This window comes from Enterobacter sp. SLBN-59 (assembly GCF_024807915.1).
GTDB lineage: Bacteria > Pseudomonadota > Gammaproteobacteria > Enterobacterales > Enterobacteriaceae > Enterobacter > Enterobacter asburiae_B.
In genome coordinates, this window is sequence record NZ_JANUFI010000001.1 from 3,434,213 (window position 1) to 3,459,452 (window position 25,240).

27 protein-coding genes are annotated in these 25,240 nt (G+C 55.3%); 19 read left to right on the forward strand and 8 right to left on the reverse strand.

Features of this window, described 5'->3' with window-relative positions:
- Positions 1–174 precede the first annotated feature (174 nt).
- Positions 175–1,491, forward strand: a complete 1,317-nt coding sequence (locus tag M2422_RS16275; RefSeq protein ID WP_064673711.1) for a cytosine deaminase — start codon at positions 175–177, stop codon at positions 1,489–1,491.
- Positions 1,492–1,494: 3 nt separating this feature from the next.
- On the opposite strand, the gene tsgA is transcribed toward M2422_RS16275, so the two are convergent.
- A complete protein-coding gene (tsgA, locus tag M2422_RS16280) occupies positions 1,495–2,679 on the reverse strand; it encodes an MFS transporter TsgA (RefSeq protein WP_039263090.1) in 1,185 nt (394 codons plus the stop codon).
- A 277-nt stretch (positions 2,680–2,956) separates the two neighbouring features.
- Here tsgA and ppiA point away from each other — a divergent pair, with 277 nt between their 5' ends.
- The 4 genes from ppiA to M2422_RS16300 all read left to right on the forward strand — a co-directional run bounded on the left by ppiA (position 2,957) and on the right by M2422_RS16300 (position 6,122).
- Positions 2,957–3,529 carry a peptidylprolyl isomerase A gene (gene ppiA, locus M2422_RS16285; RefSeq protein ID WP_064673712.1) on the forward strand — a complete coding sequence of 191 codons (573 nt, stop codon included), beginning with the start codon at positions 2,957–2,959 and terminating at the stop codon, positions 3,527–3,529.
- A 106-nt stretch (positions 3,530–3,635) separates the two neighbouring features.
- Positions 3,636–4,220 (forward strand): putative adenosine monophosphate-protein transferase Fic, encoded by a 585-nt coding sequence (locus M2422_RS16290; RefSeq protein WP_039263091.1) that lies wholly within the window; start codon positions 3,636–3,638, stop codon positions 4,218–4,220.
- Between the two features lie 30 nt (positions 4,221–4,250).
- Entirely contained in the window at positions 4,251–4,814 is a 564-nt protein-coding gene (gene pabA / locus M2422_RS16295) for an aminodeoxychorismate synthase component 2 (RefSeq protein WP_047059796.1), read from the forward strand.
- Positions 4,815–4,901: 87 nt separating this feature from the next.
- On the forward strand, positions 4,902–6,122 hold the full coding sequence (locus tag M2422_RS16300) for an aspartate aminotransferase family protein (protein WP_172421409.1): 1,221 nt from the start codon (positions 4,902–4,904) through the stop codon (positions 6,120–6,122).
- Here M2422_RS16300 and M2422_RS16305 read toward each other — a convergent pair.
- Together M2422_RS16305 and crp are read right to left on the reverse strand one after the other, a co-directional pair.
- Positions 6,119–8,206, reverse strand: a complete 2,088-nt coding sequence (locus tag M2422_RS16305) for a YccS/YhfK family putative transporter (RefSeq protein ID WP_064673713.1) — start codon at positions 8,204–8,206, stop codon at positions 6,119–6,121. The genes M2422_RS16300 and M2422_RS16305 overlap by 4 nt on opposite strands.
- Positions 8,207–8,263: 57 nt before the next feature.
- Positions 8,264–8,896, reverse strand: coding sequence for a cAMP-activated global transcriptional regulator CRP (gene crp, locus M2422_RS16310; protein WP_000242758.1), 633 nt, complete (start codon positions 8,894–8,896; stop codon positions 8,264–8,266).
- 311 nt (positions 8,897–9,207) lie between these two features.
- On the opposite strand from crp, the gene M2422_RS16315 reads away from it, so the two are divergent.
- Complete coding sequence (locus M2422_RS16315) at positions 9,208–9,612, forward strand: OsmC family protein (protein ID WP_008503018.1); 405 nt, start codon at positions 9,208–9,210, stop codon at positions 9,610–9,612.
- A gap of 66 nt (positions 9,613–9,678) precedes the next feature.
- Here M2422_RS16315 and M2422_RS16320 read toward each other — a convergent pair whose 3' ends face one another.
- The 4 genes from M2422_RS16320 to M2422_RS16335 all read right to left on the reverse strand — a co-directional run bounded on the left by M2422_RS16320 (position 9,679) and on the right by M2422_RS16335 (position 13,833).
- Complete coding sequence (locus M2422_RS16320) at positions 9,679–10,548, reverse strand: phosphoribulokinase (RefSeq protein WP_023309465.1); 870 nt, start codon at positions 10,546–10,548, stop codon at positions 9,679–9,681.
- Positions 10,549–10,578: 30 nt separating this feature from the next.
- Positions 10,579–10,797 (reverse strand): YheU family protein, encoded by a 219-nt coding sequence (locus M2422_RS16325; protein ID WP_008503016.1) that lies wholly within the window; start codon positions 10,795–10,797, stop codon positions 10,579–10,581.
- A complete protein-coding gene (locus M2422_RS16330; protein ID WP_064673714.1) occupies positions 10,794–11,816 on the reverse strand; it encodes a hydrolase in 1,023 nt (340 codons plus the stop codon). The genes M2422_RS16325 and M2422_RS16330 overlap by 4 nt, the downstream gene beginning before the upstream one ends.
- A 112-nt stretch (positions 11,817–11,928) precedes the next feature.
- A complete protein-coding gene (locus tag M2422_RS16335) occupies positions 11,929–13,833 on the reverse strand; it encodes an ABC transporter ATP-binding protein (protein ID WP_033146795.1) in 1,905 nt (634 codons plus the stop codon).
- Positions 13,834–13,968: 135 nt separating this feature from the next.
- On the opposite strand from M2422_RS16335, the gene kefG reads away from it, so the two are divergent.
- The 4 genes from kefG to slyD all read left to right on the forward strand — a co-directional run bounded on the left by kefG (position 13,969) and on the right by slyD (position 17,227).
- Positions 13,969–14,523, forward strand: a complete 555-nt coding sequence (gene kefG, locus M2422_RS16340; protein WP_021242220.1) for a glutathione-regulated potassium-efflux system ancillary protein KefG — start codon at positions 13,969–13,971, stop codon at positions 14,521–14,523.
- Positions 14,523–16,328, forward strand: coding sequence for a glutathione-regulated potassium-efflux system protein KefB (kefB, locus tag M2422_RS16345; RefSeq protein ID WP_064673715.1), 1,806 nt, complete (start codon positions 14,523–14,525; stop codon positions 16,326–16,328). Before kefG ends, kefB begins: the two co-directional genes overlap by 1 nt.
- A gap of 13 nt (positions 16,329–16,341) precedes the next feature.
- Complete coding sequence (locus M2422_RS16350; RefSeq protein WP_033146793.1) at positions 16,342–16,542, forward strand: YheV family putative zinc ribbon protein; 201 nt, start codon at positions 16,342–16,344, stop codon at positions 16,540–16,542.
- A 94-nt stretch (positions 16,543–16,636) separates the two neighbouring features.
- Entirely contained in the window at positions 16,637–17,227 is a 591-nt protein-coding gene (gene slyD, locus M2422_RS16355) for a peptidylprolyl isomerase (RefSeq protein ID WP_014833521.1), read from the forward strand.
- A 197-nt stretch (positions 17,228–17,424) separates the two neighbouring features.
- Here the strand turns inward: slyD and M2422_RS16360 are convergent, their stop codons facing one another.
- Positions 17,425–17,643, reverse strand: coding sequence for a protein SlyX (locus M2422_RS16360; RefSeq protein WP_023309461.1), 219 nt, complete (start codon positions 17,641–17,643; stop codon positions 17,425–17,427).
- Positions 17,644–17,881: 238 nt separating this feature from the next.
- On the opposite strand from M2422_RS16360, the gene fkpA reads away from it, so the two are divergent.
- The 9 genes from fkpA (at position 17,882) to tuf (ending at position 25,160) form a co-directional block, all read left to right on the forward strand.
- On the forward strand, positions 17,882–18,700 hold the full coding sequence (fkpA, locus tag M2422_RS16365) for an FKBP-type peptidyl-prolyl cis-trans isomerase (protein ID WP_023309460.1): 819 nt from the start codon (positions 17,882–17,884) through the stop codon (positions 18,698–18,700).
- Positions 18,701–18,866: 166 nt separating this feature from the next.
- Positions 18,867–19,589, forward strand: a complete 723-nt coding sequence (locus M2422_RS16370; protein ID WP_014171909.1) for a transcriptional regulator — start codon at positions 18,867–18,869, stop codon at positions 19,587–19,589.
- Complete coding sequence (gene tusD / locus M2422_RS16375; RefSeq protein WP_033146792.1) at positions 19,589–19,975, forward strand: sulfurtransferase complex subunit TusD; 387 nt, start codon at positions 19,589–19,591, stop codon at positions 19,973–19,975. Before M2422_RS16370 ends, tusD begins: the two co-directional genes overlap by 1 nt.
- Positions 19,975–20,334, forward strand: coding sequence for a sulfurtransferase complex subunit TusC (gene tusC / locus M2422_RS16380; protein WP_033146791.1), 360 nt, complete (start codon positions 19,975–19,977; stop codon positions 20,332–20,334). Before tusD ends, tusC begins: the two co-directional genes overlap by 1 nt.
- A gap of 7 nt (positions 20,335–20,341) precedes the next feature.
- Positions 20,342–20,629: a sulfurtransferase complex subunit TusB gene (gene tusB, locus M2422_RS16385; protein ID WP_033146790.1), complete on the forward strand. Its 288-nt coding sequence runs from the start codon at positions 20,342–20,344 to the stop codon at positions 20,627–20,629.
- A 124-nt stretch (positions 20,630–20,753) separates the two neighbouring features.
- Positions 20,754–21,128: a 30S ribosomal protein S12 gene (rpsL, locus tag M2422_RS16390; RefSeq protein WP_000246815.1), complete on the forward strand. Its 375-nt coding sequence runs from the start codon at positions 20,754–20,756 to the stop codon at positions 21,126–21,128.
- Positions 21,129–21,224: 96 nt separating this feature from the next.
- Positions 21,225–21,695: a 30S ribosomal protein S7 gene (gene rpsG, locus M2422_RS16395; RefSeq protein ID WP_004106370.1), complete on the forward strand. Its 471-nt coding sequence runs from the start codon at positions 21,225–21,227 to the stop codon at positions 21,693–21,695.
- Between the two features lie 96 nt (positions 21,696–21,791).
- Positions 21,792–23,906, forward strand: a complete 2,115-nt coding sequence (fusA, locus tag M2422_RS16400; protein ID WP_033146789.1) for an elongation factor G — start codon at positions 21,792–21,794, stop codon at positions 23,904–23,906.
- 69 nt (positions 23,907–23,975) lie between these two features.
- The gene (gene tuf, locus M2422_RS16405; protein WP_014068448.1) at positions 23,976–25,160 is read left to right on the forward strand and encodes an elongation factor Tu; all 1,185 of its coding nucleotides are present in this window, start codon (positions 23,976–23,978) and stop codon (positions 25,158–25,160) included.
- The last annotated feature ends 80 nt before the right edge of the window (positions 25,161–25,240 follow it).

Here is a 25,240-nt window from a genome sequence, read left to right on the forward strand (position 1 = left end):
AAATCAAATACGTCTTCGCCTACTCCTTAGGTGGTATATAACTGATTTGTCAGGATTTTTATAAGTGGCGGAAATCGCAGGCTTTTCGTGCTCGTTGAATTTGTGTACAAATCAGGGGCGGTTTTGCCAAAATCGATACGCCTCAATATCAGCGGCGTTTTTTAGGGGAAGGGTATGTCTACAACACCGTTATGGCTTGTTCAGAATGTTCGTTTACCGGGTCGGGAAGGGCTGTGGCAGCTCGCCATTGAGAACGGGCGATTTGGTGACATCACCCCGATGGACGACACCCACGCCGAAAGTTATGAAGTATTGAACGCGCGCGGCGGGCTTGCGATCCCGCCGTTCATTGAGCCGCATATCCATCTTGATACGACCCAGACCGCGGGTGAGCCGAACTGGAACCAGTCCGGCACGCTGTTCGAAGGCATTGAGCGCTGGGCGGAGCGCAAGGCGTTGCTTAGCCATGAGGATGTCAAAGCGCGCGCCTGGAAAACGCTGAAGTGGCAAATTGCCAACGGTATCCAGTTTGTCCGTACCCATGTGGATGTCTCCGACCCGACGCTCACCGCCCTGAAGGCGATGCTGGAGGTGAAGCAGGAGGTTGCCCCGTGGGTGACGCTGCAAATCGTCGCGTTCCCGCAGGAAGGTATTCTCTCTTACCCGAACGGCGCGGCGCTGCTGGAAGAGGCGTTAAAGCTGGGGGCCGATGTGGTGGGGGCGATTCCGCACTTCGAGTTCACCCGCGAGTATGGCGTACAGTCGCTGCATATCGCTTTTGAACTGGCGAAGAAATATGACCGTCCGCTGGATATCCACTGCGATGAAATCGACGACGAGCAGTCGCGGTTTGTCGAGACGGTGGCAACGCTGGCGTATGAGGCAGGCATCGGCCCGCGCGTGACGGCCAGCCACACCACCGCCATGCATTCCTACAACGGCGCTTACACCTCGCGGCTCTTCCGTCTGCTGAAAATGTCGGGGATTAACTTCGTCGCTAACCCGCTGGTCAATATTCATCTGCAGGGGCGCTTTGATGACTATCCGAAGCGCCGCGGCATCACCCGGGTGAGAGAGCTGCAGGAAGCGGGCATTAACGTCTGCTTCGGTCATGACGACGTCTTCGACCCGTGGTACCCGCTCGGCACCGGCAACATGCTGCAGGTGCTGCACATGGGGCTGCACGTCTGTCAGATGATGGGCTATCCGCAAATCGACAGCGGCCTGAATCTCATCACCCATAACAGCGCCCGTACCTTCGGCCTGAGCGATTACGGTATTGCCACGGGGAACCCGGCGAACCTGATTATTCTGCCTGCCGAGAGCGGGTTTGAAGCGGTGCGCTGTCAGGTGCCGGTGCGCTGGTCGATTCGTCAGGGACGGGTGATCGCCACGACGCAGCTGGCGCAGACGTGGATCCAGATGGATATCGGAGGAGAAGAGGTAAGTTTTGCCAGAAACAGCCCCTCTGCCGAGCGCAAAGGGGCGTAGGGGTTAGTGAGACGCTGCCGCCGCGTTGTGCTGGCGGTGGCGGGTCACGAAGCCCAGAACGAAGCACATGATGAACACCACGGCATACAGACCGTTCGCGGTGTGCAGCGCCGCCAGCGGGCCGCTGTGGGCGACGATCGGGCCGGTGACCACGAAGGTCAGCATGGTGCCGATGGTGCCGCAGGTCAGGACGAAGTTAACCAGCTTCGGCGAGGCCACTTTGGTCTGCAGGGAGCCCAGGGTGATGATAGAGGTATAAATGGCGCTGGAGAAGAAGCCCAGGGTCAGAATGAACCACGGCATGTGCTCCGGTGAACCGTTGATGAACAGGTACATCAGCACGGTCGCCAGCCCCGCCAGCACGGTCAGAATGCGCTGCAGGTCGAAGAAGCGCAGGATGAAGCTAAACGCCCACATGCCGAACATGTAAGACATCCAGAAATCGCTCACCAGTTTACCCGCATCGTTCAGGCTCATGCCCAGACCTTTCGCGTACTCCGGTACCCAGGAGATAAAGCCCAGCTGGCCCAGGATGTAGCACAGCGCGGCGATGGAGAGGAACAGCACGCCGATGCCCCACTTTTCTTTCGCAACCGGCTCGGCGGTGGTTTGCGCTTTCTTGCCCAGCACCGGGAACTCGCAGCCGAAGGTCAGAATAAAGATCGCCACGTAGACCAGGCCGATGCAGGCATAAACCCAGTACCACTCAATGCTGCGCGCCAGCAGAACCGCCGCGACCATCGGGAAAATCATTCCGGCCATGCTGAAGAAGGAGTCGGTAAACAGCAGACGCGCGCCGCGCTGGCGGCCTTCATACATGTGGGTAATGAGGAACGTACCGATCGACATGGTGATCCCGCTGACCAGACCCAGCACGAACATAGCTGCGGAGAACAGGGCGATGCTGTGGCTCAGCATCAGGCCCGCCACGGCGGCAACCATCAGCACAAAGCCAAAGCGCAGCTGGGTTTTCAGCGGGACGATTTCCATCAGCCAGGCATTCAGGAAGATAGAGATCAGGATCCCCGCGTTGAGGAAGGTAAAGGTGTTACTCATGCTGGAAACGGGCAGCTGGAAGTAGTCTGCGATATTCCCCATCACCATCCCGGTGACGATCACCAACGCGCCGGTCAGGGCGTAGGAGAAGAAGCTGATCCATGTGAGCTTGATGCGATTGCTGTTAGTCATGTCTGGCCTGTTCAGAAAAAGAAAAACGCCCGGGGGCGCTGAGAGCGGGCAGATTTTAGTCGCTAAAGTGATCTATTCCTATCTTTTAAGGGCAATGATTACGTCATTGCAGGTTTTGGTGTGATCTAAATCACATTAATTGACGGCGTAACCAATCGTTTGCGCGGTAATAATTGTTTCAATTTCGTAAAATTAGGTAAAAGGCTGGTCTCCGTTCATACTGCTCTTTAGAATCAAGCCATTCGCTTTTTATACTGCGCTTTGTTAAGGAATTCTCATGCTCAAATCAACACTGGCGGCTGTCGCAGCTGTGTTTGCTCTTTCTGCCGTTTCCCCTGCTGCGCTGGCAGCCAAAGGGGACCCTCACGTTCTGCTGACCACCTCTGCCGGGAATATTGAGCTGGAACTGAATAGCCAGAAAGCCCCTGTTTCCGTAAAAAACTTCCTCGACTATGTGAACAGTGGTTTCTATAACAACACCACTTTCCACCGCGTGATCCCAGGCTTCATGGTGCAGGGCGGCGGCTTCAACGAGCAGATGCAGCAGAAGCAGCCTAACCCGCCAATCAAAAACGAAGCGGACAACGGCCTGCTGAACAAGCGCGGCACCATCTCCATGGCGCGTACCGCAGACAAAGACAGCGCGACCAGCCAGTTCTTCCTGAACGTGGCGGATAACGCCTTCCTCGACCACGGTCAGCGCGACTTTGGCTATGCCGTTTTCGGTAAGATTGTGAAAGGCATGGACGTGGCCGATAAGATTTCTCAGGTGCCTACTCACGACGTCGGTCCGTACCAGAATGTGCCGACAAAACCGGTGGTTATCCTCTCCGCAAAAGTTCTGCCGTAATTCTTCTGAGCGCGGGCTTCTTCTGCCCGCGTTATATGACCCTCCCTGCGAAAGCGCGTTTTGCTGCTTATACTTGTGGCAAACGGACTATTCAGGGAGGCGTTAAGTGAAAAAGCTCACCGACAAGCAAAAATCCCGTCTCTGGGAACAGCAGCGTAACGTCAATTTACAGGCCAGTTGTCTCCTTGAAAAAGGTAATGGTCCCTCAGAGCCCCATATTGAGACGCTGGAGCTTGGGCCTTCCGCGCCCGGGTTGCCCCATCTGTGCCTCATTCATCGTCATTTGTACCGCAGCGAGATGAAGCGGGCGGGCGAGCTCCGTACCGACGATATTTTTAAAGGGGATATTCCTTTCTGCCATTTCGAATACATCGAGAAGATGGGCAACGAGCTGATGGCGGCGCTGGAAAGCGAAAAGTATCTCGTGGGTCTTGAGAAAGCGGCGTTTGTTGACCGGGTTAGCCACTATTACTGCGAAATCAACATGCTGCATCCGTTTATGCGCGGCAACGGTATTGCCCAGCGCGTTTTCTTCGAGCAGCTGGCGCTCCACGCGGGCTACGCATTGGACTGGCGCGATATCGATCCCGACCAGTGGGTGGCGGCTAACCGAAGCGGCGCAACGGGGGATTTAACCGCGCTCAACGCTATCTTTGCCAAAGTAGTGAGCGAAGCGCGGGAATCTGAGTAGAATAGGGCGGCATTTTTTTCGGGAGCCGCCATGATTCTGCTGATTGATAACTACGATTCCTTCACCTGGAACCTTTACCAGTATTTTTGTGAACTGGGTGCAGAGGTGGTTGTCCGCCGCAACGACGAGATCGGACTGGCCGATATCGGGACGCTGGCTCCGCAGAAAATCGTGATTTCTCCGGGGCCGTGTACGCCGTCAGAATCGGGTATTTCTTTGGATGTTATCCAGCACTATGCCGGCAAGCTGCCGATCCTGGGCGTTTGTCTGGGCCATCAGGCGATTGCTCAGGCGTTTGGTGCCACCATCGTGCGCGCCGCGAAAGTGATGCACGGTAAAACCTCTCCGGTCACCCACGCCGGCACCGGGGTATTCACGGGGCTCAATAACCCGTTAACCGTGACGCGCTACCATTCCCTGGTGATTGACCCGTCGACCCTGCCCGACTGCTTTGAGGTGACCGCCTGGAGCGATACGCAGGAGATCATGGGGATTCGCCACCGCGAATGGGACCTCGAAGGCGTGCAGTTCCACCCGGAAAGCATCCTCAGCGAGCAGGGGCACGCGCTGCTGGCAAATTTCCTCAATCGCTGAATATCTGTTGCCTTGCTGTGATTTTTTATGCATATTTTGTGATTATATTTTCACAATCACTGTGACATAAAAATGGATGGTCATGACATGGCAACTGAACAACCAGCAATTACCCGCGCGACATTTGATGAAGTGATCCTGCCGATTTATGCACCGGCTGAGTTTATCCCGGTGAAGGGGAAAGGCAGCCGCGTCTGGGATCAGCAGGGTAAAGAGTATGTGGATTTCGCGGGCGGTATTGCGGTCACGGCGCTGGGTCATTGCCATCCCGCGCTGGTTGAGGCGCTGAAAACCCAGGGCGAAACCCTGTGGCATACCAGCAACGTGTTCACCAACGAACCGGCGCTGCGCCTGGGCCGCAAGATCATCGATGCGACCTTTGCCGAGCGCGTGCTGTTTATGAACTCCGGCACTGAAGCCAACGAAACTGCGTTTAAGCTGGCACGCTACTACGCGACAACGCGCCACAGCCCGTACAAAACCAAAATCATCGCCTTCCACAATGCCTTCCACGGACGCTCCTTCTTTACCGTCTCCGTTGGCGGCCAGCCGAAGTATTCCGACGGGTTTGGCCCGAAACCGGCCGACATTGTCCACGTGCCGTTTAACGATCTGCACGCGGTGAAAGCGGTCATGGACGACCATACCTGCGCCGTTGTTGTCGAGCCGATCCAGGGGGAAGGCGGCGTGACGGCGGCAACTCCGGAATTCCTGAAAGGGCTGCGCGCGCTGTGCGACGAGCATCAGGCGCTGCTGGTCTTTGATGAAGTGCAGTGCGGGATGGGGCGTACCGGCGATCTGTTCGCTTATATGCACTACGGCGTGACGCCGGACATCCTGACCAGCGCCAAAGCGCTCGGCGGCGGTTTCCCGGTGAGTGCGGTACTGACGACGCAGGAGATCGCCTCCGCGTTCCACGTCGGTTCTCACGGTTCCACCTACGGCGGTAACCCGCTGGCGAGTGCCGTGGCGGGTGCCGCATTCGACATTATCAACACGCCGGAGGTGTTGAACGCCGTGAGCGCGAAGCGCGAGCTGTTCGTAAAACACCTGCAAAAGATTGATGAACAGTACGATGTATTCAGCGAAATTCGCGGGATGGGGCTGTTGATTGGCGCCGAACTGAAGCCGCAGTACAAAGGCCGCGCGCGCGACTTCCTGCACGCCGCCGCACACGAAGGGGTGATGGTGCTTAATGCCGGGCCGGACGTGATGCGCTTTGCGCCGTCGCTGGTGGTAGAAGACAAAGACATCGAAGACGGTTTAACCCGCTTTGCCGCGGCGGTCGAGAAGATCGTAAAAGGCTAATACTCGGTTCGCTTTAGCCGGCGCGTTAACCAAATGCCGTGATGCGGACGCTGACGCCATGCCACCGACGAAATGGTGTGCATGGTGTTCAGATGCCCCAGAACGCGCTGCAAATGCTGCTCCAGCGTGCTCATTGGCCCGTGGGTTAACGTCTCCGGCGCTTCCAGAATGTTTGAGTCGCCCGACTCGCCCGGCGCGTCATACTCCAGACGCTGCTGACACCTCTGCAACGCAATTTCACACGACTGCAAATAGCGCTGCGCCAGATCCGGCGTCAGCATCGTGTGCTCGCGCGCCAGCGTGGTCATGGCGTTAATATGCTCGACGATAAACTGGCTGTGCGTCACCCAGAGCTTCATGTCTGCCAGATAGTGCGAGTTAAAGCCCGGCTCCTGCATCGCCTGGTTGAGCGAGTTAAACAGGGCGTTGTGCGCCTGGTTGACCTTCATCCGCTGATAGGCCAGCGGGGAGGGCTGCGGATCGTCGCTCAGGATCAGGCGAATAGCCTGCTGGTCGGCTTCCAGCGCGTCGTGGGCGTTCTGCCTCAGCAGCCCGCTCTGCCACTGCGGCCACAGCCAGACCATGCCGCCAAAGGCAATCAGGCAGCCGATCAGGGTATCAATCAGCCTGGCGACAATAAACTGTTCGCCATTGAGCGTGAGCAACTGCAGCGTATATACCGCCGTCACCGTAAAGCCCACCATCGCCCAGCCGTAGTTTTTGCGGATAATCAGGTAGCTCACCAGCGTAATCGCCAGCATCCCTGCCAGGGTATAGCCTTCCGGCACGTGGAAGTGCAGCGTCACGCCCGCAATGATCAGCCCGGCCATCGTTCCGCCGGCCCGATGCAGAATTCGCACCCGCGTGGCGCCGTAGCCGTTCTGGGTGACAAACAGCACGGTCATTAAGATCCAGTAGGGTTTCGGCAGGTGCAGCGCCATGCCCATCAGGCTGGCGGTACTGAGCATCACGCTGATCCTTGCGGCGTTGCGCAGGGCGGACGATTTAAGAGAAAGATAGCTTTTGAGCGCGGGCAATAGCGGAAGCCGTTTTTGCTTATCCGCCATCAGGTCGCGGGGATAAAGCGGGCGCTGCGTGCGTAACACGCGGGCGATGCGGCTGAAGTGCCAGGCGGCAAACTGGCCGACCGGGTTATCGGGATGCTGGCGGGCGATTTTCTCCAGCGCGCCCAGCTGCTTGTCCATGTTAAAGCGCGTCGGGTAGCGGTGGTAGAGAATATCATCGGCCAGCACGCGCAGACGTGCCGAGACGGTCTGCGCGTTCCAGCGGATCACCGCTTCGGCGTGGCTGCGCTCGACCAGCTTTTGCACCTCCTGCGGGTGGTGAAGGCTTACGGAGATATGCTCCTGTAGATCCAGCCCGACCTGGAAGGTGCGCAGCAGCCGTTTGTATTCGTGGTTCTTGTTGGCGGCGAGCATATGCAGCTGCTGATAGCACTGGCTTATGAGATCCACCACCTTCTGCTGGCGCGTCAGCAGCGGCGGCAAGGATTTTTCCGGATCGGTATGCTGGGTGAGCAGGGTGTATTTGGCTTCGCAGTAATCCGCAAGCTGCACATAGAGCAGGCTCAGGGATTCACGCAGCGGCTGCTCCCGCCACAGCCAGAACCAAAACCAGTTAAACAGCCCGTACCATAATGTCCCCAGGGCGTAGATCAGCAGCGGCTCCCACACCGGCATGTTCCCGGCGAGGCTGAGCGTGAAAATGGCCGCAATCAGCGAGGCGGGAAGCAGGCGGGCGTGCAGCGAACTGATTTCCGCCGTGACGCCAAGGGTCATCGCCAGTACGCTCAGGATCAGCGGCAGCGGGATATCCCGGGCAAGCAGGAGTTGTACGGCGAGGCTACAGCCAGCAAACAGGCAGCCACCAACGATCAGGCGTTTGAAAAAGCGCTTATGCGGCGTGTCCAGACCGGCAATGTTGCAGCAGGCGGGTACGAGGGAAAACAGCAGGCCTTGCTGAAGATGTCCGAGGATCAGGCCTATGGCCACAGGAAGACACAACACCAGCGTTTGCCGCAGTGCGTAGTTAACTTCCGGGTGATAGATCAGCCTGCGCCACATGGGGAGTAGAGACAAAAACGGCGTGACACCTTGCGATGGCACGCCGTTTAAGCGGAATTAACGCGTTCCGTAGACCACGATGGTTTTACCGTGGGCGGAGATCAGGTTTTGATCTTCCAGCATTTTCAGGATACGGCCTACTGTTTCACGGGAGCAACCGACGATCTGACCAATTTCCTGACGGGTAATTTTAATTTGCATGCCGTCCGGGTGGGTCATGGCGTCTGGCTGTTTCGCCAGGTTCAACAGGGTTTGTGCGATACGGCCGGTAACGTCCAGGAAGGCGAGGTTACCCACTTTCTCTGACGTGACCTGCAGACGGCGCGCCATCTGGGAAGAAAGACGCATCAGGATGTCAGGGTTAACCTGAATCAGCTGACGGAACTTCTTGTAAGAAATTTCAGCCACTTCACATGCTGTCTTTGCTCGAACCCAGGCGCTACGTTCCTGGCCCTCTTCAAACAGGCCCAGTTCACCGATGAAATCGCCCTGGTTCAGATAAGAAAGGATCATCTCTTTCCCTTCTTCATCTTTGATCAGCACTGCCACCGAGCCTTTAACGATGTAATACAACGTTTCCGCTTTTTCACCCTGGTGAATCAGCGTGCTCTTCGATGGGTACTTATGAATGTGGCAATGAGACAAGAACCATTCGAGAGTCGGGTCTGTTTGCGGTTTGCCAAGCACCATGCGCTGTTATCCTCTGTTATAAGCTGTCACCAGAGTCATCAGATGCATCCGGACTCTGGGGTTGCAATCGAATTCTTACCCATACCCTGGGAAGTCGGCTACCGTAACGTTTCGCAGCCAGTAAAGTTTGATGTCCTCTGCATACACGTGTAACGTCAATGTATTACTGTAGCATCCTGAGTGTTTTAGCATAGCTTTCGCCGCGTGTCTCCTGGTGTCTCGCTTCAGCATGATGCAGGTCGCCTTCCATTGCGATAAATGTAACGCACACGTAATCTGTCACCAAAAATGCAACGTTGGAGTTAATGAATATGCAAGCGCGCGTGAAATGGGTTGAAGGTTTAACGTTCCTGGGCGAGTCCGCGTCAGGACACCAGATTTTGATGGACGGTAACTCCGGCGATAAAGCACCCAGCCCAATGGAAATGGTGCTGATGGCGGCAGGCGGATGCAGCGCAATTGACGTGGTGTCGATTCTGCAAAAAGGACGTCATGACGTGACGGATTGTGAGGTTAAACTCACGTCAGAGCGTCGCGAAGAGGCGCCACGCCTGTTCACCCATATTAACCTGCACTTTGTGGTCACCGGTAAAGAGCTGAAAGACGCGGCGGTCTCGCGTGCGGTGGACCTGTCTGCGGAGAAGTACTGCTCGGTGGCGTTAATGCTGGAGAAAGCGGTAAAAATCACGCATTCGTATGAAGTGATCGAGGCGTGATTGATGGGGCATCGTGCGTGTTGATGCCCTCACCCTAACCCTCTCCCACAGGGAGAGGGAACATGCTCACGCGATCTGCTTCCCTTCCATCAGTCGCTCCACCAGCGGCGTCATGATGAGCTCCATCGCCAGCCCCATTTTCCCGCCCGGCACGACTAACGTATTCATGTGCGAAATAAACGAGCCCTGCAGCATTGCCAGCAGCCAGGGGTAATCAATGCCTTCGAGATTGCGGAAATGGATCACCACAAAGCTCTCATCCAGCGACGGGATGCTTTTAGCGGCAAACGGGTTCGATGTATCCACCGTCGGCACGCGCTGGAAGTTGATATGGGTGCGGGAGAACTGCGGCGTCAGGAAGTTAATGTAATCCTCCATGGAGCGCACCACGGAGTCCATCACCGCCTCTCGCGAATGGCCGCGCTCGCTCATGTCGCGCGTCAGCTTCTGGATCCACTCCAGGTTAACGATAGGGACCACGCCGACCAGCAGATCCACGTGGCGCGCCACGTCGTGTTGAGGCGTGACCACGCCGCCGTGCAATCCTTCGTAAAACAGGACGTCGGTGGGTTCCGGCAGCGGCTGCCACGGGGTAAAGGTTCCCGGCACCTGATTCCAGGGTACGGCTTCATCATAGGTGTGCAGATACTTGCGGGACTGCCCTTTGCCGCTCTTACCGTACTCTATAAAGGTTTGTTCCAGCAGGCCGAAGTCATTGGCCTCCGGGCCGAAGTAGCTGATGTGTTTACCCGAATCGCGCGCCTTACGAATGGCCATGTCCATCTCCGGACGCGTGTAGCGGTGAAAGCTGTCGCCTTCGACCTCCGCCGCACGGAGATTCAGCTGGGCGAAAATCTTGCGAAATGCGAGGCTGGTGGTGGTGGTTCCCGCACCACTCGACCCCGTAACGGCAATAACCGGATGTCTGGCAGACATAGCAACTCCCTGACTGAAAAGGGTGGAAGATCAGCCGTGAAACGCGTTGCGGGGCATGATATTGACCGTCTCATGCAGTTCTGACCACACCAGCACCACGTCGCCGCTTTTCAGCTGGCGCTTAACATCGTTGACCTTTTGCTCAAGCGAGCGTTCCTGTTCACCATAATCGGTGCCTTCGCGTAATACAAAGCTTTCAATCAGATTATCGAGCGTTTCGGGAGCCAGATCCTGCCAGGGAATAATCATTTTGCACCGTCCAGATAAGGGGTCAGCCAGTCAGGAATTCGCGCCTCAAGCCACATTTTCGGGCGGCGCAGCGTGCCGCCGATAAACCCGACGTGGCCGCCATGCTCGGTCAACTGATAGTGAACGTTGTCGGGCAGGAATTCCTGAGCGGGGATCGAGTGATGATCCATAAACGGGTCATCTTTGGCATGAATAATCAGCGTCGGCTGCGTGATCTTGCTGAGCAGCGGCATGGCGCTGCACTGACGATAATAGTCAATCGCATCGGCGAAGCCGTGGATTTTCGCGGTGATCAGGTCGTCGAACTCGCGGATCCGACGCACCTTTTTCAGCTGGCGCAGGCTTACCGGCAGGGTATCCGGGTAGGCCTTCAGCTTACGCGCCGCGTTGGCCTTCAGAAGGTTGAGCAGGTAGCGCTGGTAGACGCGGGAAAAGCCTTTATCCATGTGGTAGCTGCACTGCTCGAGCATAAACGGCGCGGAGACAATGACGGCGGCATCCAGCGGTACGCTTTCGCCCTCTTTGGCCAGCAGACAGGCCAGCATATTGCCGCCCAGCGAGTAGCCCACGGCGGCCGTTGGCACGGTGCCATAATTTTCCCGCAGCCAGTGTAAAAACCACGTCCCGTCTTCGGTTTCACCCGAGTGATAAATGCGTTTCTGACGATTCGGTTCACCGCTGCAGCCGCGAAAATGCATCACCACGCCGAGCCAGCCGCGCGCTTTTGCCGCCTCAATTAGCCCATGCGCATACGGGCTGTGCAGGCTGCCTTCCAGACCGTGGAAAACCACCAGACGCGCCTTATGGCGAGCCTGTTCAGGCGCTTCGCTCCAGGCGAGATCCAGAAAATCACCGTCTGGCAGGTCAAGCCGTTGCCAGTGCGGGGTGAACTGAACCTTGCGGCGGATCAGTCGCGGCAGCATGGTCTGCAAATGGGGATTGGCCACGCCGCGCATAGGCACGAACTCAGTGCTGTCTTCGGCCGCAATGTCGAAGTCTGATGGAATGATTTGGGTCATAAGCGCGATGCTGATTCTTGTCGGAAATTTACGATACTTTCCGAATTGTACCCCGTTTAAGCTGGATTTCCGAACCCGGTACGGATTCTGCTCTTCAAACGGGGTAAATAAGTCAGTCAGCCTGCAGCATCGCTTCCAGCTGTTCCTGCGCGTCGAGCCACGCCATCTCGCACTCTTCGAGACTGGATTTGGTCTTCGCCTGGGTTTGCAGGCAGTCGGTCAGCTCAGCCTTGCGGCTCTGGTCATACAGGCCGCTATCGCCGAGCTTCTCTTCAACGATAGCCAGCGTGGCGTTGAGTTTTTCCATCTCTTTTTCGAGACGGGTAATCTCTTTACGCAGGGGCTGCGTCTGGGTGCGGAGCTCCGCTTCACGGCGCTTCTGGTCTTTACGCGCCTGCGCGCTGTTGGCGTTGTCTTTCGCTGACTCTTCCGGCTGGTTTTCCTGCTTCTGCACGTCCGTCAGCCACTGCTGATAGTCTTCCAGATCGCCGTCGAACGGTTCGACTTTGCCGCCGTGCACTAAATAGAGATCGTCCGTGGTGGAGCGGATCAGGTGACGGTCGTGCGAAACCACCACCAGCGCGCCTTCGAACTCAATCAGCGCTTCGGTCAGCGCCTGACGCATGTCGAGATCCAGGTGGTTGGTCGGTTCATCGAGCAGCAGCAGGTTCGGGCGCTGCCAGACGATCAGCGCCAGCACCAGACGGGCCTTTTCGCCGCCGGAGAAGCGCTCGGTGTTTTCAGTCACCTTATCGCCCTGGAAGCCGAAGCCGCCGAGATAGTCGCGCAGCTTCTGCTCCATCTCCTGCGGCGCAAGACGCGCGAGGTGCTGAATCGGCGATTCATCCGCGCGTAAAAATTCCAGCTGATGCTGGGCGAAGTAACCCAGCTTGATGCCCTTCGCCAGGCCGATTTCGCCGCTGACCGGGTTAAGCTCGCCCGCCAGCAGTTTGATCAGCGTCGATTTACCGGCGCCGTTACGCCCCAGCAGGCCAATGCGGGAACCCGGCACCAGGTTGAGCTTGATGGAGTCGAGAATAATGCGGTCGGCATAGCCAGCGCTGACTTTTTCCATTTTCAGCAGCGGGTTAGGCAGGCTTTCCGGCTCGCGGAAGCTGAAGTGGAACGGGTTATCCACGTGCGCCGGGGCGATCATCTCCATGCGTTCCAGCATCTTGATGCGGCTCTGGGCCTGCTTGGCTTTTGAGGCTTTGGCCTTAAAGCGATCCACGAAGCTCTGCAGATGCGCCACGCGCTGCTGCTGGCTTTCGTACATGGACTGCTGCTGGGCGAGACGCGTCGCGCGCTGGCGCTCGAAGGAGCTGTAGTTGCCGGTGTACTCGAACATCGTTTGCTGTTCGATATGAATAATTTTATCCACCACCGGGTCAAGGAAGTCGCGGTCGTGGGAGATCAGAATCAGAGTGCCCTGATAGCTCTTGAGCCACTTCTCCAGCCAAATAACCGCATCGAGATCGAGGTGGTTGGTCGGTTCGTCGAGCAACAGCAGGTCAGAGCGGCAGATCAGCGCCTGCGCCAGGTTGAGGCGCATACGCCAGCCGCCGGAGAAGTCGCTGACCGGACGTTCCAGCTGTTCGTTGCTGAAGCCCAGGCCGTGCAGCAGGCTGGAGGCGCGGGAGCGAATGGTCCACGCGTCGATGGCGTCCAGCTTGCCGTGAACGGTGGCGATGGCGTGACCGTCGTTGCGCTCGTTAGCAGAATGAAGTTCCGCTTCGAGCTTGCGGTATTCACGGTCGCCGTCGATAACATAGTCGAGCGCCGGTTCACTCAGCGCCGGCGTCTCCTGGTTTACCCAGGCGAGCTGCCAGTTTCCCGGGAAGGTAAAGTTACCGCCATCCGCGCTAATCTCGTTTTTCAGCAGCGCCAGCAGGGTGGATTTACCGCAGCCGTTTTTGCCGACCAGACCCACTTTTTGGCCCGGATTGATGGTAGCAGTGGCGTTATCCAGCAGGACGCGCACGCCGCGACGAATTTGTAACGAGGAGAAAACAATCATAGAAGCGCCGTATGTTCCGACTATGTTAATTTGTCATTATGATAATGTAAGGTGTGGGCCATTTTCCGCACCGGGCCGCCATGGTAGCCCAAAACAGCGACGATACACAAAAACAGAAACAAGACCGGGAGGGGAATGATGTCTCAGACAGCAAAAGTGCTGCTGCTGTATGCCCATCCGGAATCTCAGGACTCGGTGGCAAACCGGGTGCTGCTTAAGCCGGCCACACAGCTTAGTAACGTAACGGTGCACGATCTCTACGCGCACTATCCTGATTTCTTTATTGATATCCCTTACGAGCAGGAGCTGCTGCGTCAGCATGACGTGATTGTGTTCCAGCATCCGCTTTATACCTATAGCTGTCCGGCGCTGCTGAAAGAGTGGCTGGACCGCGTGCTGAGCCGGGGCTTCTCCAGCGGGGTGGGGGGCAACCAGCTGGCGGGAAAGTACTGGCGTAGCGTGATTACGACCGGTGAACCCGAAAGCGCTTACCGTCACGACGGGCTGAACCGCTATCCGATGAGCGATATCCTCAGGCCATTCGAGCTGACGGCGGCGATGTGCCGTATGCACTGGATGAGCCCGATTATTGTCTACTGGGCGCGGCGTCAGGATCCGAAAGAGCTGGCAAGCCACGCCAGAGCCTACGGTGAATGGCTGGCGTCACCTATTCCGGCAGGAGGTCGTTAATGGAAGGATCGAATTTACTCCTCGCCGGGGTGCTGTTTTTATTTGCGGCCGTCGTCGCCGTGCCGCTTGCAGCCCGTATTGGTATCGGTGCGGTGCTGGGTTATCTGCTGGCGGGGATCGCGATTGGTCCCTGGGGGCTGGGATTCATCAGCGATGTCGATGAGATCCTCCATTTCTCCGAGCTGGGCGTGGTGTTCCTGATGTTCATCATCGGCCTGGAGCTGAATCCTTCGAAATTGTGGCAGCTCCGACGCTCTATCTTTGGTGTGGGCGCCGCGCAGGTGTTATTCAGCGCCGCGATCCTGGGCGGGCTGCTAATGCTGACCCACTTTTCATGGCAGGCGGCGGTGATTGGCGGGATAGGCCTTGCGATGTCGTCGACGGCGATGGCGCTGCAGCTGATGCGCGACAAAGGGATGAATCGCAACGAAGCCGGTCAGCTGGGCTTTTCGGTGCTGCTGTTCCAGGATTTGGCGGTGATCCCGGCGCTGGCGCTGGTGCCGCTGCTGGCGGGGTCCGGGGACGATCACTTCGACTGGGCTAAAATCGCCATGAAGGTGCTGGCCTTCGCGGGCATGCTGATTGGCGGTCGTTTCCTGTTACGTCCCGTGTTCCGCTTTATTGCCGCGTCGGGCGTTCGCGAGGTGTTTACCGCCGCGACGCTGCTGCTGGTGCTGGGATCGGCGTTGTTTATGGACGCGCTGGGGCTGTCGATGGCGCTCGGGACCTTTATCGCCGGGGTGCTGCTGGCGGAGAGCGAGTATCGGCACGAGCTGGAAATTGCCATCGATCCCTTCAAAGGGCTGCTGTTAGGCCTGTTCTTTATTTCTGTGGGGATGGCGCTCAACCTCGGTGTGCTCTATACCCATCTGCTGTGGGTGGTCGTGAGCGTCGCTATCCTGGTGGCGGTGAAGATGCTGGTACTGTACGTCATGGCGCGTATCTACGGGCTGCGCAGTTCGGAACGCATGCAGTTTGCCAGCGTGTTAAGCCAGGGAGGCGAGTTCGCGTTTGTGCTGTTCTCGACCGCATCCTCCCAGAAGCTGTTTAAAGACGATCAGATGGCGCTTTTGCTGGTGACGGTCACGCTGTCTATGATGACCACGCCGCTGCTGATGAAGCTGGTGGATAAACTGCTGTCGCGCCGCCTGAACCCAAATGACGATGAAGACGAAGCGCCGTGGGTGGAAGACGATAAGCCGCAGGTGATTGTGGTGGGCTTTGGCCGTTTTGGACAGGTGATTGGACGCCTGCTGATGGCGAACAAAATGCGCATTACGGTACTGGAGCGGGATATCAGCGCGGTCAACCTGATGCGTAAATATGGCTACAAGGTTTACTACGGCGATGCGACCCAGCTCGAGTTGCTGCGCTCGGCGGGGGCGGAAGCGGCAGAGTCCATCGTGATTACCTGTAACGATCCGGAAGACACGATGAAGCTGGTGGATCTGTGCCAGCAGCATTTCCCGCATCTGCATATTCTGGCGCGTGCGCGGGGACGTGTTGAAGCTCACGAATTGTTGCAGGCGGGTGTGAAACACTTCTCCCGTGAGACGTTCTCCAGTGCGCTGGAGCTGGGCCGTAAGGCGCTGATCTCGCTCGGCATGCATCCGCATCAGGCGCAGCGCGCCCAGATGCACTTCCGCCGGCTGGATATGCGGATGCTGCGCGAGCTGATGCCGGTACATACCGATACGGCGCAGATCTCCCGCGTGCGGGAAGCGCGTCGCGAGCTGGAGGAGATCTTCCAGCGAGAGATGCAACAGGAACGACGCCAGCTTGATGGCTGGGATGAATTTGAATAAAGGGTAACGAAAGATGGCTGTACGTAAACGCTTTATCGCGGGTGCAAAATGCCCGACCTGTCAGGCGCAAGATACCCTGGCGATGTGGCGGGAAAATAATGTTGATGTTGTTGAGTGTGTTAAGTGCGGTCACCAGATGCGTGAGGCCGATAAAGAGGCCCGCGATCACGTTCGCAAAGAAGAGCAAGTTATCGGGATTTTTCATCCGGACTAGCGATATGCCCTGAGTTTTTTTAAGCTAAAGGGTACACGGGTGCAGATTTCCGCTACAATCTGCGCCAGCAATTTTCCCACGCTCAGGAGATATCATGAAAGTAGCAAAAGACCTGGTGGTCAGCCTGGCCTATCAGGTACGTACAGAAGACGGTGTGTTGGTTGATGAGTCTCCGGTGAGTGCGCCGCTTGACTACCTGCATGGTCACGGTTCCCTGATTTCCGGCCTGGAAAACGCGCTGGAAGGTCATGAAGTTGGCGACAAATTTGACGTTGCTGTAGGCGCGAACGACGCTTACGGTCAGTATGACGACAACCTGGTTCAGCGCGTTCCTAAAGACGTGTTCATGGGCGTTGACGAACTGCAGGTTGGCATGCGCTTCCTGGCTGAAACTGACCAGGGCCCGGTTCCTGTTGAAATCACCGAAGTGGAAGATGACCACGTCGTGGTTGACGGTAACCACATGCTGGCTGGCCAGAACCTGAAGTTCAACGTAGAAGTTGTTGCGATCCGTGAAGCGACCGAAGAAGAACTGGCTCATGGCCACGTTCACGGTGCGCATGGTCACGACCATGACCACGATCACGGCCACGACGGCTGCTGCGGTGGTCACGGCCACGATCACGACCATGGTCATGACCACGGTAAAGGTGGTTGCGGTAACGGCGGCTGCGGTTGCCACTAATACCCGTCGTCTTTCAAGCCGCATGTGCGTTGGCTGCGCTTTCAAACCCCGGTCACATAGTTATCTATGCTCCCGGGGATTTTCAAGCTTGCCGCCTTCCTGCGACTCGAAATCCATAGGGTATTTAGTATGTTGGCCCGGTAAGCTTCGCGCCACCGGGCACAAAAAAAGCGGGATAATCCCGCTTTTTTTACGCCTCAATAATGAGGAGGTGGCGTCTCTTCTGACTGAGAGGCAATGTTTGACGGCTGTGTAGCCTTCAGCTTTTCCGTCAGCAGGCGCATATGATCCCGCAGTTTTGCCATTTCGAGCTCATGTGCGGTCACGGTCTGGTTTAGCTCTTCGATGGTGATGTCCTGAAAAGCCAGGCGGCTTTCCAGCTCAGCCATTCTCGCTTCTATTGCTGTATCCTTCATCATTCACCTCGTTTATTTCAGATTCGCCATAATGGCCCTGCGGCGGCGCAGTTTAACTGAGTTTATCCTTAAGTACAGTCCGCATCCCCTTGGCAGGAAACTTATTTAAACAAAAATAGTCTGAAAAGTGGCGAGAATTGGAAGTGTCTGTCTGTAGATTTCTTCCGCAACGTTTTATAGTACGTAACTCATTTACGTTTAACGCTGGGGTGAGAGTCCCCAGGCCCTGGAGATATGGATGAAATCACTGTTTAAAGTAACGCTGCTGGCGACGACGATGGCTGTTGCGCTGAACGCGCCGCTGTCATTCGCTGCTGATACTGCTGCGAAGCCTGCTGCCACTGCTGACAGCAAAGCGGCGTTCAAAAATGACGACCAGAAATCCGCCTACGCACTGGGCGCATCTCTGGGTCGCTACATGGAAAACTCTCTGAAAGAACAAGAGAAACTGGGCATCAAACTGGATAAAGCTCAGCTGATCGCGGGCGTTCAGGACGCATTTGCAGATAAGAGCAAGCTGTCTGACCAGGAAATTGAACAGACTCTGCAGGCGTTCGAAGCGCGCGTGAAGGGTGCCGCGCAGACCAAGATGGACGCGGACGCTAAAGACAACGAAGCGAAAGGCAAAGCTTACCGCGATACCTTTGCTAAAGAGAAAGGTGTGAAAACCTCTTCTACTGGCCTGGTGTACAAAGTTGAGAAAGAAGGCACCGGCGATGCGCCTAAAGACAGCGACACCGTGGTTGTGAACTACAAAGGTACGCTGATCGATGGTAAAGAGTTCGACAACTCTTACACCCGCGGTGAGCCGCTCTCCTTCCGTCTGGATGGTGTGATCCCTGGCTGGACTGAAGGCCTGAAAAACATCAAGAAAGGCGGCAAGATCAAGATGGTTATCCCACCGGATCTGGCCTATGGCAAAACCGGCGTTCCGGGTATCCCTGCTAACTCTACGCTGGTCTTTGACGTAGAGCTGCTGGATATCAAACCGGCACCGAAAGCGGATGCGAAAGCAGACGCACCGGCTGACGATAAAGCCGCTGCTGCTAAGAAGTAATGTTGAAAAAAACCGCCGCCTTTCAGGCGGCGGTTTTTTTATTGTGGGGCAGATATAATTAACACTGGAAAGCGCTACGCACGCTGTATTAATTTAGTTGTCCGTGTAGATAATGAGCCTGCCCTGAAAACCTAACGACAGGCTCCTGAAAAGGAGTGTTTTTTTCATGTCCAGGTCGCTTTTAACCAACGAAACCAGTGAACTTGATTTGCTGGATCAACGTCCTTTCGATCAGACCGACTTCGATATTCTGAAATCCTACGAAGCGGTAGTGGACGGGTTAGCGATGCTCATTGGCTCCCACTGCGAAATCGTATTGCACTCCCTGCAAGATCTGAAGTGTTCCGCCATCCGCATTGCGAATGGTGAACATACTGGCCGTAAAATTGGTTCGCCAATTACCGACCTTGCATTGCGTATGCTGCATGACATGACCGGCGCGGACAGCAGCGTCTCAAAATGCTATTTCACCCGCGCCAAAAGCGGCGTGCTGATGAAATCAGAAACCATCGCGATTCGAAACCGCGAGCATCGTGTTATTGGGCTGCTGTGCATCAACATGAACCTTGATGTGCCATTCTCGCAAATCATGAGCACCTTTATTCCACCAGAAACGCCGGACGTTGGCTCTTCTGTTAACTTTGCCTCCTCCGTTGAAGATCTGGTGACCCAGACGCTTGAGTTTACGATTGAAGAGGTGAATGCCGATCGCAACGTCTCGAACAACGCCAAAAATCGCCAGATCGTGCTCAATCTCTACGAAAAAGGGATTTTTGATATTAAAGACGCCATCAACCAGGTGGCCGATCGTCTGAACATCTCCAAGCACACGGTCTACCTCTATATTCGCCAGTTCAAAAGCGGCGATTTCCAGGGACAAGACAAATAATGCGTTTTGCGTTAATGGTGACAGGCCCGGCGTACGGCACTCAGCAGGCCAGCAGCGCGCTGCAGTTTGCGCATGCGCTACTGGCGGCCGGACATGAGCTAGCGAGCGTCTTCTTCTATCGGGAAGGGGTGTATAACGCGAATCAGTTTACGTCACCGGCGAGCGACGAATTCGATCTGGTGCGCGCCTGGCAGGCATTAAACGAAAAGCAGGGCGTAGAACTGCACATCTGCGTGGCGGCGGCACTGCGCCGCGGGGTGACCGATGCAACCGAAGCCGCACGTCTTGGTTTATCGGGTTCTAACCTGCAGCCCGGCTTTTCGTTGAGTGGCCTGGGTGCACTGGCACAGGCGGCATTAACCTGCGACAGAGTGGTGCAATTCTGATGAAGCGTGTCGCGTTTGTTTTTTCCTCCGCACCGCACGGCAATGCGTCCGGCAGAGAAGGGCTGGATGCGCTGCTCGCGACCTCAGCATTGACCGAAGATATCGGTGTCTTCTTTTTGGGCGACGGCGTATTTCAGCTTCTGGCGGGGCAACAGCCTCAGGCCATTCTGGCGCGTGATTACATCGCGACGTTCAAAGTGTTACCGCTTTACGATATCGAAACCTTCTATGTCTGTGCCGACTCCCTGGCTGCGCGCGGCCTAAACGAGGCAACGCCTTTCGTGCTGGATGTGACAGTCTTGTCTTCTGCTGCATTGCGCGAACACCTTTCCCACTACGACACCGTTCTGACTTTCTGAGGCTGACATGCTCCATACTCTGAGCCATTCACCGTGGCAATGTGATATCGACGCGTTACTGAGTATGCTGCGCGAAGGTGATGACCTGCTGCTGATTCAGGATGGTGTGCTTGCCGCACTGGACGGCAGTCGTTTCGTTGAAATTCTCACGAATGCCCCCATAACAGTCTCTGCGCTGAAGGACGATCTGGATGCGCGGGGTCTTTCTGGTCAAATTTCAGCCAAAATTGACGTGGTTGGCTATACTGATTTCGTCAATCTTACTGTGACGCACGCCAGTCAAATGAACTGGTGATTTGAGATCGCTGTATATTTCTTGACACCTTTTCGACGTAGCCCTAAAATTTCGCGTCCTCATATTGTATGAGGTCGTTTTATTACGTGTTTACGAAGCAAAAGCTAAAACCAGGAGCTATTTAATGGCAACAGTTAACCAGCTGGTACGCAAACCACGCGCACGCAAAGTTGCAAAGAGCAACGTGCCTGCGCTGGAAGCCTGCCCGCAGAAACGTGGCGTATGTACTCGTGTATATACCACCACTCCTAAAAAACCAAACTCCGCACTGCGTAAAGTATGCCGTGTGCGTTTGACTAACGGTTTCGAAGTGACTTCCTACATCGGTGGTGAAGGTCACAACCTGCAGGAGCACTCCGTGATCCTGATCCGTGGCGGTCGTGTTAAAGACCTTCCGGGTGTTCGTTACCACACCGTTCGTGGTGCGCTCGACTGCTCAGGTGTTAAAGACCGTAAGCAGGCTCGCTCCAAGTACGGCGTGAAGCGTCCTAAGGCTTAATGGTTCTCCGTTAAGTAAGGCCAAACTGATTTATCTTAATGTCAAACTAAACTCTTTGAGTTTTGGACAATCCTGAATTAACAACGGAGTATTCCCATGCCACGTCGTCGCGTCATTGGTCAGCGTAAAATTCTTCCAGATCCGAAATTCGGATCAGAACTGCTGGCAAAATTTGTAAATATCCTGATGGTAGATGGTAAAAAATCTACTGCAGAAGCAATCGTATACAGCGCGCTTGAGACCCTGGCTCAGCGTTCTGGTAAAAATGAACTGGAAGCTTTCGAAGTCGCTCTCGACAACGTTCGCCCAACCGTAGAAGTTAAGTCCCGCCGCGTTGGTGGTTCTACTTATCAGGTTCCAGTTGAAGTTCGTCCGGTTCGTCGTAATGCTCTGGCAATGCGTTGGATCGTTGAAGCTGCTCGTAAACGCGGTGATAAATCCATGGCTCTGCGTCTGGCGAACGAACTTTCTGATGCTGCAGACAACAAAGGTACTGCAGTTAAGAAACGTGAAGACGTTCACCGTATGGCAGAAGCCAACAAGGCGTTCGCACACTACCGTTGGTAATCCCTTCGGAGTATTAGTCACCAGGCGGGCGCTTCAGAGAAGCCGCCCGCTCTGGGTAACTTAACTGAACGCCTAAAGATATAAACGAGGAATCAAATGGCTCGTACAACACCCATCGCACGCTACCGTAACATCGGTATCAGTGCGCACATCGACGCCGGTAAAACCACTACTACCGAACGTATTCTGTTCTACACCGGTGTAAACCACAAAATCGGTGAAGTTCATGACGGCGCAGCCACCATGGACTGGATGGAACAGGAGCAGGAGCGTGGTATCACTATCACCTCCGCAGCGACTACTGCATTCTGGTCAGGTATGGCTAAGCAGTACGAACCGCATCGCGTAAACATCATCGACACCCCGGGCCACGTTGACTTCACCATCGAAGTAGAACGTTCCATGCGTGTTCTTGACGGCGCGGTAATGGTTTATTGCGCAGTTGGTGGTGTTCAGCCACAGTCTGAAACCGTATGGCGTCAGGCGAACAAATATAAAGTTCCACGCATCGCGTTCGTTAACAAAATGGACCGTATGGGTGCTAACTTCCTGAAAGTTGTTGGCCAGATCAAAACCCGTCTGGGCGCGAACCCTGTTCCGCTGCAGCTGGCAATTGGTGCTGAAGAAGGCTTCACCGGCGTTATCGACCTGGTGAAAATGAAAGCCATCAACTGGAACGATGCAGACCAGGGCGTTACCTTCGAATACGAAGATATCCCAGCTGCAATGCAGGACCTGGCTGACGAATGGCACCAGAACCTGATCGAATCCGCTGCTGAAGCTTCTGAAGAGCTGATGGAGAAATACCTGGGTGGTGAAGAACTGACTGAAGAAGAGATCAAAAAAGCTCTGCGTCAGCGCGTTCTGAACAACGAAATCATCCTGGTAACCTGTGGTTCTGCGTTCAAGAACAAAGGTGTTCAGGCGATGCTGGATGCGGTAGTTGACTACCTGCCATCCCCGGTTGACGTTCCTGCGATCAACGGCATCCTGGACGACGGTAAAGATACTCCGGCTGAGCGTCACGCAAGCGACGAAGAGCCATTCTCTGCACTGGCGTTCAAAATTGCTACCGACCCATTCGTGGGTAACCTGACCTTCTTCCGCGTTTACTCTGGTGTGGTTAACTCCGGTGACACCATCCTGAACTCCGTGAAAGCGGCGCGTGAACGTTTTGGCCGTATCGTACAGATGCACGCTAACAAACGTGAAGAGATCAAAGAAGTTCGTGCGGGCGACATCGCTGCAGCTATCGGTCTGAAAGACGTGACCACTGGTGACACCCTGTGTGACCCGGATCACCCGATCATTCTGGAGCGTATGGAATTCCCTGAGCCGGTAATCTCCATCGCAGTTGAACCAAAAACCAAAGCTGACCAGGAAAAAATGGGTCTGGCTCTGGGCCGTCTGGCGAAAGAAGACCCATCATTCCGCGTATGGACTGATGAAGAATCTAACCAGACCATCATCGCTGGTATGGGTGAACTGCACCTGGACATCATCGTTGACCGTATGAAGCGTGAATTCAACGTTGAAGCGAACGTGGGTAAACCTCAGGTTGCTTACCGCGAAGCGATTCGCGCGAAAGTTACCGATGTTGAAGGTAAACACGCTAAGCAGTCTGGTGGTCGCGGTCAGTACGGTCACGTTGTGATCGACATGTACCCACTGGAGCCGGGCTCTAACCCGAAAGGTTACGAGTTCATCAACGACATCAAAGGTGGTGTAATTCCTGGCGAATACATCCCAGCCGTTGATAAAGGCATCCAGGAACAGCTGAAAGCAGGCCCTCTGGCTGGCTATCCGGTTGTTGACATGGGTGTTCGTCTGCACTTCGGTTCTTACCACGACGTTGACTCCTCTGAACTGGCGTTTAAACTGGCTGCGTCTATTGCCTTTAAAGAAGGCTTTAAGAAAGCAAAACCAGTTCTGCTTGAGCCAATCATGAAGGTTGAAGTAGAAACTCCTGAAGAGAACACCGGTGACGTTATCGGTGACTTGAGCCGTCGTCGCGGTATGCTGCGTGGTCAGGAATCCGAAGTAACTGGCGTTAAGATCCACGCTGAAGTTCCGCTGTCTGAAATGTTCGGATATGCAACTCAGCTGCGTTCTCTGACCAAAGGTCGTGCATCATACACCATGGAATTCCTGAAGTATGATGATGCGCCTAACAACGTTGCTCAGGCCGTTATTGAAGCCCGTGGTAAGTAATCCACAGGATTAAAACCTAAGTCCCGTGCTCTCTCCACAGGGGAGAGCACTATAGTAAGGAATATAGCCGTGTCTAAAGAAAAATTTGAACGTACAAAACCGCACGTCAACGTTGGTACTATCGGCCACGTTGACCATGGTAAAACTACCCTGACTGCTGCAATCACTACCGTTCTGGCTAAAACCTACGGTGGTTCTGCTCGTGCATTCGACCAGATCGATAACGCACCAGAAGAAAAAGCTCGTGGTATCACCATCAACACTTCCCACGTTGAATATGACACCCCGACTCGCCACTACGCACACGTAGACTGCCCAGGCCACGCCGACTATGTTAAAAACATGATCACCGGTGCTGCGCAGATGGACGGCGCGATCCTGGTTGTTGCTGCGACTGACGGCCCAATGCCTCAGACTCGTGAGCACATCCTGCTGGGTCGTCAGGTAGGCGTTCCTTTCATCATCGTGTTCCTGAACAAATGCGACATGGTTGATGACGAAGAGCTGCTGGAACTGGTAGAGATGGAAGTTCGTGAACTGCTGTCTCAGTACGATTTCCCAGGCGACGATACTCCAATCGTTCGTGGTTCTGCTCTGAAAGCGCTGGAAGGCGAAGCTGAGTGGGAAGCTAAAATCATCGAACTGGCTGGCTTCCTGGATTCTTACATCCCAGAACCAGAGCGTGCGATTGACAAGCCGTTCCTGCTGCCAATCGAAGACGTATTCTCCATCTCCGGTCGTGGTACCGTTGTTACCGGTCGTGTAGAGCGCGGTATCATCAAAGTTGGTGAAGAAGTTGAAATCGTTGGTATCAAAGAGACTGCTAAGTCTACCTGTACTGGCGTTGAAATGTTCCGCAAACTGCTGGACGAAGGCCGTGCTGGTGAGAACGTTGGTGTTCTGCTGCGTGGTATCAAACGTGAAGAAATCGAACGTGGTCAGGTTCTGGCGAAGCCAGGCTCAATCAAGCCACACACCAAGTTCGAATCTGAAGTGTACATCCTGTCCAAAGACGAAGGCGGCCGTCATACTCCGTTCTTCAAAGGCTACCGTCCACAGTTCTACTTCCGTACAACTGACGTGACCGGTACCATCGAACTGCCAGAAGGCGTTGAGATGGTAATGCCAGGCGACAACATCAAGATGGTTGTGACTCTGATCCACCCAATCGCGATGGACGACGGTCTGCGTTTCGCAATCCGTGAAGGCGGCCGTACCGTTGGCGCGGGCGTTGTTGCTAAAGTTCTGGGCTAATTAATTATCCCCGAATAAAAAAAGGACGCTTCGGCGTCCTTTTTTGTTTTCTGCCGCTCAGTTACTGTCACAAAATTTCG